The organism is Streptomyces sp. SAS_272, from assembly GCF_052543235.1.
Genome location: NZ_JBMNDR010000163.1, coordinates 1 through 8,475, shown reverse-complemented (window position 1 = coordinate 8,475; position 8,475 = coordinate 1). Strand labels below are relative to the sequence as shown.

The 8,475-nt window shown below is 70.4% G+C and carries 9 protein-coding genes and 1 rRNA gene; all 10 read left to right on the top strand.

Features of this window, described 5'->3' with window-relative positions; translation table 11 throughout:
- Positions 1–91 (top strand): 5S ribosomal RNA (gene rrf / locus ACN6LD_RS41420); the annotation flags it as partial.
- A gap of 61 nt (positions 92–152) precedes the next feature.
- Positions 153–797, top strand: a complete 645-nt coding sequence (locus tag ACN6LD_RS41415) for an HAD family hydrolase (RefSeq protein ID WP_445045860.1) — start codon at positions 153–155, stop codon at positions 795–797.
- A gap of 92 nt (positions 798–889) precedes the next feature.
- Positions 890–1,639 carry a VC0807 family protein gene (locus ACN6LD_RS41410; protein ID WP_445045859.1) on the top strand — a complete coding sequence of 250 codons (750 nt, stop codon included), beginning with the start codon at positions 890–892 and terminating at the stop codon, positions 1,637–1,639.
- Positions 1,640–1,744: 105 nt separating this feature from the next.
- Positions 1,745–2,974 (top strand): MFS transporter, encoded by a 1,230-nt coding sequence (locus ACN6LD_RS41405; RefSeq protein ID WP_319198068.1) that lies wholly within the window; start codon positions 1,745–1,747, stop codon positions 2,972–2,974.
- Positions 2,925–4,097, top strand: a complete 1,173-nt coding sequence (locus ACN6LD_RS41400; RefSeq protein ID WP_445045858.1) for an acetoin utilization protein AcuC — start codon at positions 2,925–2,927, stop codon at positions 4,095–4,097. The genes ACN6LD_RS41405 and ACN6LD_RS41400 overlap by 50 nt, the downstream gene beginning before the upstream one ends.
- A 357-nt stretch (positions 4,098–4,454) precedes the next feature.
- Complete coding sequence (locus tag ACN6LD_RS41395) at positions 4,455–5,270, top strand: phosphatase (RefSeq protein ID WP_319197927.1); 816 nt, start codon at positions 4,455–4,457, stop codon at positions 5,268–5,270.
- Between the two features lie 134 nt (positions 5,271–5,404).
- On the top strand, positions 5,405–5,617 hold the full coding sequence (locus ACN6LD_RS41390) for a helix-turn-helix domain-containing protein (protein WP_004984898.1): 213 nt from the start codon (positions 5,405–5,407) through the stop codon (positions 5,615–5,617).
- Between the two features lie 178 nt (positions 5,618–5,795).
- Positions 5,796–5,894: a 30S ribosomal protein bS22 gene (locus ACN6LD_RS41385; RefSeq protein WP_003948845.1), complete on the top strand. Its 99-nt coding sequence runs from the start codon at positions 5,796–5,798 to the stop codon at positions 5,892–5,894.
- Between the two features lie 310 nt (positions 5,895–6,204).
- Positions 6,205–7,296, top strand: coding sequence for an NAD-dependent epimerase/dehydratase family protein (locus ACN6LD_RS41380; RefSeq protein ID WP_319197923.1), 1,092 nt, complete (start codon positions 6,205–6,207; stop codon positions 7,294–7,296).
- A 14-nt stretch (positions 7,297–7,310) separates the two neighbouring features.
- The gene (locus ACN6LD_RS41375) at positions 7,311–8,390 is read left to right on the top strand and encodes a lysophospholipid acyltransferase family protein (protein ID WP_319197925.1); all 1,080 of its coding nucleotides are present in this window, start codon (positions 7,311–7,313) and stop codon (positions 8,388–8,390) included.
- The last annotated feature ends 85 nt before the right edge of the window (positions 8,391–8,475 follow it).

The window sequence follows — 8,475 nt, the reverse complement described above, 5'->3', positions numbered from 1 at the left end:
GCCCGGTTACATTCCGAACCCGGAAGCTAAGCCTCACAGCGCCGATGGTACTGCAGGGGGGACCCTGTGGGAGAGTAGGACACCGCCGAACAATCATTGCGAAAACCCCCGTGCCATTCGGCACGGGGGTTTTCTGCGTTTAGGGTCTGAATATGCGCTACGACTTGGTGGTCTTCGACAACGACGGCGTCCTCGTGGACAGTGAGCCGATCTCCAACCGTCTGCTGGCCGGCTATCTGACCGAGCTGGGGCATCCGACCAGCTATGAGGACTCCATCCGGGACTACATGGGCTCGGCGATGCACCGCATCCACGACCTGGTCGTGGAGCGCACGGGGAAACGGCTGCCGGCCGACTTCGACGACGTCTTCCACCGGCGGGTGTTCGACGCCTTCGAGCGGGAGCTGCGGCCCGTCCCGGGCATCGTGGCCGTGCTGGAGAAGCTGGCGGCGGACGAGGTGCCGTACTGCGTGGCGTCCTCGGGGAGCCATGAGCGGATTCGGGTGGGGCATCGGACGACGGGGCTTGACCGGTGGTTCGACGAGAGCCGTGTCTTCAGTTCGCAGGATGTGGGCAAGGGCAAGCCTGCTCCGGACCTCTTCCTCTTCGCGGCCGAGCGGATGGGCGTCGAGCCGGCGCGGTGTGTGGTCGTCGAGGACAGCCCGCTGGGGGTGCAGGCGGCCCGGGCCGCCGGGATGGACGTGTACGGGTTCACCGCGATGACGCCCGCCGCGAAGCTCGCCGGGGCCACGCAACTCTTCGCGGACATGCAGCAGTTGGGTGACCTGCTCGTTTGACGCCGGTCCGGCGTACTGGCTGACATTTGTCATGCCGAGCTCCGGACGATCGTTCCTACCGGGGGACCCCTCCCGGCGGCGAAGCTGTGTGCATGACGACGAACCAGCACAAGAAGCAGAACGCCTTCGCCCCGCTCATCGTGGACGTGGCGGTGCCGCTCGGGTCGTACTACCTCTTCAAGGGCGCGTTCGGGATGAGCACCTTCGCCGCTCTCGCGTGGAGCAGCGTGGTGCCGGCCGCGCGGACGCTGTGGAGCGTGGCCAGGGAGCGCACCGTCAACGGGCTCGCCGGGCTGATCCTCGTCGTCAACGTCGTCGGGCTGGTGCTCAGCTTCGTCGCCGGCGATCCGCGGCTGATGCTGGCCAAGGACAGCGGGGTCAGCAGCACGGTCGGGATCGGGATCCTGGTCTCCGTGATGCTGGGGAAGCCGATGATGACCGCCGGGCTCAAGCCGTTCCTGGTGAAGGGGAACGCGGTCCGGGACGCCGCGTGGGAGCGGCTGGCGAGCGGGGTGTCGGTGGCGTCGGCGGACTTCCGGAGGCGGGAGCGGGCCTTCTCGGTCGTGTGGGGTGCGGTGCTGCTCGCCGAATGCGTCGTGCGGGTCGTCGGGGCCTACACGGTGCCGGTCGACACGATGGTGTGGCTCGGCTCGGTGATCATGGTGGTGGCGATCGTGCTGGGGATCGTGCTCGGCGGGGCGCTGGGCGCCGGTCCGATGGAGGCGATGGTGTCCTTCGAGGCGAAGGCCGCGGAGGCCGGTGTGACGGACGCAGGGGCGGGCGTCGAGGTGGCGGTCGAGGAGGTTCGGGCCGTCGCGCCCGAGGTCGCTCTCGCCCGATAGGGCGGGTCGGCTGCCGGCCGTCATCGGCAACCCGGTGAAAGCTGAAGAGAACTCATCTTTGGCTGGATCTACCCACGAGTACGCAAGGGCCCTACGCTCGCCGCCATGACAGATGTGCTGCGGCGCGGTAGGGCCTCTCTGGCGTTCAGCTTCTTCGCACAGGGAGTCGCCTTCGCGCTGCTCGTGACCAGGATTCCGGCCATCCAGGATAGGTACGGGGTTTCTGACGCGTTGCTGCCCGCGTTTCTGGCCGCCGTCCCGATACTCGCGGGCGTCGGCAGTGTGACGACCGAGCAGTTGGTGAAGCGGATACCGCCCAGCCGGCTGCTGCGCTGGTCCCAGCCGGTGGTGCTGCTGGCGCTGCTCGGGGTCGGTGCCGGGCGGGGAATGGCCGAGCTGGGGGCCGCCCTGGCCGTGTTCGGGCTGGCCGTCGGTGCGCTGGACGCCTCGATGAACATGCTCGGGGTGAGCCTGCAGCGGACGTACGGGCGCAGCATCATGCTCAGCTTCCACGCGGTGTACAGCCTGGGCGGGATCCTGGGGGCCTCGCTGGCCTGGGCGGGCGCGCACTGGCATCTCGCGCTGTGGGTGTCGTATCTGCCGGTGGTGGCGGTGCTGTTGCCGGCGGCGCTGCTGGGCAGCCGGTGGTACGTGGACGGGGGCACGGAGGCCGACGGAGCGGCGGTGGAGGACGGGAAGGCGAGCGGCGGCGAGGCGGGCCTCGTCTTCAAGGTGCTGCTGCCGCTGTGCCTGGTGATGAGCTTCGCCTACATCGGGGACTCGACGGTCTCCAACTGGAGTGCGAAGTACCTGCAGGACGTGCTGGGAAGCTCGGAGCAGCTGGCGACGGTCCCCTACAACGTCTACATGGTGACGACGCTGCTCGGGCGGGCCATCGGGGACTTCGGGGTCCGCAGGTTCGGGGCCGCGGCGGTGGTGCGGCTGGGGGCGCTGGTCGCGGCGGCGGGGTTCGCGGTGGTGGCCGTCGCGCCGGGCGCATGGGTCGGGATGCTCGGCTTCACGCTCGTGGGGCTGGGCCTGTGCGTGCTGGTGCCGCAGACGTTCGCGGCGGCGGGGCGGCTGTTCCCGGGGGCTTCGGACGCGGCGATCGCCCGTCTCAACATCTTCAACTACGTCGGGTTCCTGGTGGGGTCGCCGTTGGTGGGGGCGCTGGGCGACGCGTGGAGCTATCGGGGGGCGATGGTCGTGCCGATGGTGTTGGTGCTGGTGACGTTGGCGTACGCCCGTTCGTTCGCTGCTCAACCGGACCGATACGGTGACGGGCATGAGCGGCCGCGCACAGCTGATGTGGGACGAGGCAGTAACGGGCTATGACTTCGGGCCCGGGCATCCGATGGATCCGGTCCGGCTGGATCTGACCCGGAGGCTGGTCGGGGCCCTGGGGCTGGACCGGGAGGTGGACGTCGTCTCGGCGAAGCCCGCCGGGGAGTCGACGCTGCGGCTCGTGCACCGGGAGGACTACGTCGACGCGGTGAAGGCGGCGTCGGCCGAGCCGGGGGCGGCGGACCAGTCGTACGGGCTGGGGACGATGGACGACCCGGCGTTCGCGGGGATGCACGAGGTGTCCGCCCTGATCGCCGGCCTCTCCGTGGGGGCGGCGGAGGCCGTGTGGCGGGGGGAGGCGCTGCACGCCGTGAACTTCGCGGGCGGGCTGCACCATGCGATGCCCGGGGGCGCGTCCGGGTTCTGCATCTACAACGACGCCTCGCTGGCGATCGCCCGGCTGCTGGAGCTCGGGGCGAAGCGGGTCGCGTACGTGGACGTGGACGTGCATCACGGGGACGGGGTCCAGGCGGCGTTCTGGGAGGACCCACGGGTGCTGACGGTCTCGTTGCACGAGCATCCGCGGACGTTGTTCCCGCAGACGGGGTGGCCGGAGGAGACGGGCGGAGAGGCCGCGCAGGGGTCGGCGGTGAACGTCGCGCTGCCGGCCGGGACCGGGGACGCGGGGTGGCTGCGGGCGTTCCACGCGGTGGTGCCGGAGCTGATCGCCGACTTCCGGCCGGATGTCCTGGTGACCCAGCACGGGGCCGACACGCACTTCGAGGACCCGCTGGCCCATCTCGCGGTGTCGCTCGACGCGCAGCGGGCCGTGCAGGTGGCCTGTCATGAGTTGGCGCACGAGCACGCCGGGGGGAAGTGGGTCGCGCTCGGCGGCGGCGGTTACGCGGTGGTGGACGTGGTGCCGCGGTCGTGGACGCATCTGGTGGGCGTGGCGGGCGGGGTTCCGGTGCCGCCCGAGACGGTGATTCCGGAGGGCTGGCGGCAGGACGTGTTCGCTCGTACGCGGCAGTTGGGGCCGATGCGGATGACCGACGGGCGGTGGCCGGTGGGGTGGGACGGGTGGGACTCGGGGTACGACCCCGCCGATCGGTTGGATCAGGCGGTGCTGGCTACTCGGCGGGCGGTGTTCCCGTTGCGGGGGCTGTTGGCGTAGGCGGGGTGGCGCCGGGCGGTCTTCTTCGCCCCCGCCGCCCCTTCCCGTCCCGTCCTCAGGGGCGCTGCCCCTGGTACCCCGCAGGGGGCGCCGCCCCCTGGCCCCCCGTCGGCCTGGCCCCCCGTCGGCCTGGCCCCCCGTCGGCCTGGACGGCCTCGTCCTCAAGCGCCGGACGGGCTGGAAGGCCGGGCGGGCTGGACGGGTGCTCGGGGCGGATGGGTGCTCGGGTTGGAAGGCCGGGCTGGCTGGACGGGTGCTCGGGGTGGATGGGTGATGGGGCTGGTGGGCTTACGCCGACTGTGGGGTGTTCTTGCGGTTCTTGCCCCTCGGGCGTTCTCGTCCGACAGCATCGCTTGCGTGTTGAGTACCGGGGCGCTTCGGGCGCATCTGCTCGCCGCGCGGCTGGCCGGGGTGGTCGCGACCTCCCGGGAGGTGAGCCTGCGGAGCTATCGGCTCTTCGCCGCCCGGGATCCGCGCGTGCTGATCGGCCTTGATCCCGAGGGGAGTTGGGGGCAGCGGGAGCTGATCGCGTTGATGGCGGACAAGTGCGGGGTTTCGGCCGATCCAGGATGCGTGTCGGGGCATGATGTGATCGATCCCGAGCGGACGCTGGCCGCACTCGACGCGTTCGCGGAGCGGCTCGCCTCGGTCGCCCAGCGTGGCGCGGCCGTGCTCCTCGGCACCGGGCACCCGCATCGGCTGCTGGGTTTCTACGCCGGTCTTGCGGACGCTTTGCAGACGGCGGGATGTGATGTTCTCACCCCGGCGCAGGGTCGCTGTGTCGACATAACGACCCGGTTCGGTCTACGCCCCCACACCCTGGACTACGTACGAGGGGTGGCGGTCGTCCGGGAGGCGGAGGGTGAACGCGCCGGTTGTGCGACCGGTGTGCACAGTCATTCTCCGCTGCCGGTTCGGGTGGCGCTCGCCGCGGCCGCCGAGGCCGGCGGACCGTTGCCCGAGCTCGTGATCGGGGACCACGGATGGGTCTGCGGGGCTGGTCAGCTGGGGTTCGAGGCGGTCGGACTGGCCGACACCGACGACCCCGCGCTGTTCGTGGGGGAGGCTGAGGGGATCGTCTCGGTGGCCGTTCCGCTTGATGACGCCGTGCGCTCCGACTACTACAGGCCGCTGGCCCGCTACGTACTCAATCGAGCGTGTCTGTCACAGTAGGCCGCTGATGGGTGCACCTCTTCCCCACTCGCATCACCCGCCCCTACATTGGGGAGTGAGCACGCAGCGACGAAGAGTCACCGGAAGGGGAAGCCGGTGGCCGTCGAGTCGAGTGCGGAAGGTTCAGGTGTGTCATGGCTGCAGCTGGCGAGAGGCCTCTGAACGAGGTTCAGTTCCTGACCGTGGCGGAAGTCGCCTCGGTGATGCGAGTGTCGAAGATGACCGTGTACCGGCTGGTGCACAGTGGTCATCTGCCCGCGATCCGGGTGGGGCGGTCCTTCCGCGTCCCCGAGCAAGCGGTTCACGAGTACCTCCGCGAGAGCTACGTGGGGGTGGAAACCGCCTGACGGCCGGGGCCTGCCTGCCGGGCAGGCCCATGGGCGAACGGCCCGGCCGTCAGTGCCGTCCCGGGCCCTTCCGCCCTCGATTACGACCTCAGCGCTCAGGCGGGTAGGCTAGCCCCTCGTAGGTCGTATGGGCCCATGGCGCCCAGCACCGAGTGATGAGAAGTGAGCGAGGGTAGTCGTGGGCTCTGTTATCAAGAAGCGGCGCAAGCGGATGGCCAAGAAGAAGCACCGCAAGCTGCTCAAGCGCACGCGCGTTCAGCGTCGCAACAAGAAGTAGGCGCGAGAAGCAGGCACGTTCTGCTTCTTCGCGCGTCCTTCGCGCGACGCGAGCCGCGTAGGCGTGGTGTGGCCCCCCATCGATCCGTCGGTGGGGGGCCACACGCATATCCGGGCGTCGTGCGGTCCGTTGAACGCCGTGCGCATGCCTGGACCGGCATGATTGCGGGTGTGGTCGTGCGACCGCCCGTTTCTCGTCACTTCGCGCATCGGGCAGTCACCACAGGGCAACACCGACCCGCTAAGTTGGCCCGCAGACGGGAACCCGGTGCGGCAGCCGGCGGTTCCAGGACGGAAGGAAGGCGCGGATCTTGGGAAAGGTCGTGCTCGTTACCGGAGTGGCCCGTCAGCTGGGGGGCCGCTTCGTCCGGCGGATCCAGCGGGACCCACAGGTCGACCGGGTGGTCGCCGTGGACGTCGTGCGGCCCGAGCATCATCTCGGGGGCGCCGAGTTCATCCAGGCCGACATCCGGCAGCCCACCATCGCGCGGGTGCTGGCCGAGACCGGCGCCGACACGGTCGTCCACCTGGACGTGACGGCGACCGCGCTGGGCAGCGGCAGCCGGACCACGGTCAAGGAGACCAACGTCATCGGCACGATGCAGCTGCTCGGCGCCTGTCAGAAGTCGCCGAACGTGAAGCGGCTCGTCGTGAAGTCCAGCACCAACGTGTACGGGTCCGCGTCCCGGGACCCGGCCGTGTTCACCGAGACCACGCCCGCCAAGGCGCTGCCGAGCGGCGGTTTCGCCAAGGACACCGTCGAGGTGGAGGGGTACGTCCGCGGGTTCGCCCGGCGGCGGCCGGACGTCGCCGTGTGCGTCCTGCGGTTCGCCAACATCCTCGGGCCGACCGCGGAGACGCCGCTCGCCTCGTACTTCGCGCTGCCGGTGCTGCCCACGGTGCTCGGCTACGACCCCCGGCTGCAGTTCGTGCACGAGGACGACGTGATCCAGGTGCTGCGGATCGCCGCGCACGAGCCGGAGCGGGGCACGCTCAACAGCGGCACCTTCAACATCGCCGGGGACGGGGTGCTGTTGCTGTCGCAGTGCTCGCGGCGGCTCGGGCGGCCCACGGTGCCGCTGCTGCTGCCCGCCGTCACCTGGGCGGGCTCGCTGGTGCGTACGCTGGGCATGACGGACTTCTCGCCGGAGCAGATCCGGCTGCTCACCCACGGCCGGGTGGTGTCGACGGTCCAGATGCGCGAGACGCTGGGGTTCACGCCCCGGTACACGACGGCCGAGACCTTCGAGGACTTCGCGCGCGCCCACGGACCCGGTCTGCTGCCGCCGGGAGCCGTCGCCGGGGTGGTCGACCGGATCGCCGCGCTGCCGCTGCCGGGCGGCACCCGTGGCACGGCCCCGGACCGGTCCCCGGTCACCCCCCCGACGCAGAGCGCCAACTGAGGAGCGCATCAACGATGGCGGACGCCAAGGTCATTCCGTTCGACGACGACCGGTCCCGGGGGAGCGCCGTGGCGCGGCCGTCCCGGCGACGGAGTGTGGGGAGCCGGCGCAGGAACGGCGAGCCCGCGCAGGTCCTGGAACTCGGCGAGGCCGGTGAGAACGGCCCGGTCGGCGAGGTCCAGCCCCTGCACACAGGGGCGGCCGGGCTGGATGATGTTCCTGTGACGGGTGAGGAAGGGCCTTACGAGGCCGGGGGCGGTTTGGAGCGGCGGATCGCGGGCGGGTTGTCCTTCCTGCGCCGGCGGCTCACGGGCGACTACGAGGTCGACGACTTCGGCTACGACGAGGAGCTGACCGATCAGGTCCTGATGTCCCTGCTGCGGCCGCTGTACGAGAAGTACTTCCGGGTCGAGGTGAAGGGCGTCGAGAACATCCCGGCCGAGGGCGGGGCGCTGATCGTGGCCAACCACTCGGGGACGCTGCCGCTGGACGGCCTGATGATGCAGGTGGCCGTCCACGACCAGCACCCGGCGGGTCGTCATCTGCGGTTGCTCGCCGCCGATCTCGTCTTCGTGCTGCCGGTCGTCAACGAGCTGGCGCGCAAGCTGGGGCACACTCTGGCCTGCGCGGAGGACGCCGAACGGCTGCTCGGCCAGGGCGAGCTGGTCGGGGTGATGCCGGAGGGCTTCAAGGGCATCGGGAAGCCGTTCAACGAGCGGTACAAGCTTCAGCGGTTCGGCCGGGGCGGCTTCGTCTCGACCGCCCTGCGGAAGGGCGCCCCGATCGTTCCCTGCTCGATCGTCGGGGCCGAGGAGATCTACCCGATGATCGGCAACGCCAGGACGCTGGCCCGGGTGCTGGGCATCCCGTACTTCCCGCTCACGCCGACGTTCCCCTGGCTCGGCCCGTTGGGCGCGGTTCCGCTGCCGACGAAGTGGACGATCCAGTTCGGCGAGCCGATCCCGACGGACGGCTATCCGCCGGAGGCGGCGGAGGACCCGATGCTGATGTTCAACCTCACGGACCAGGTGCGCGAGCAGATCCAGCACACCCTCTACAAGCTGCTGGTGCAGCGGCGCTCGGTGTTCTTCTAGTCGCCTGGTCGCTCGCCGGTTGTTTCGTCAGGTGTCCCGCCGGCTGTTCGGCGGCGGCACGGCGATGGGGGCGCCCCTTCCGAGA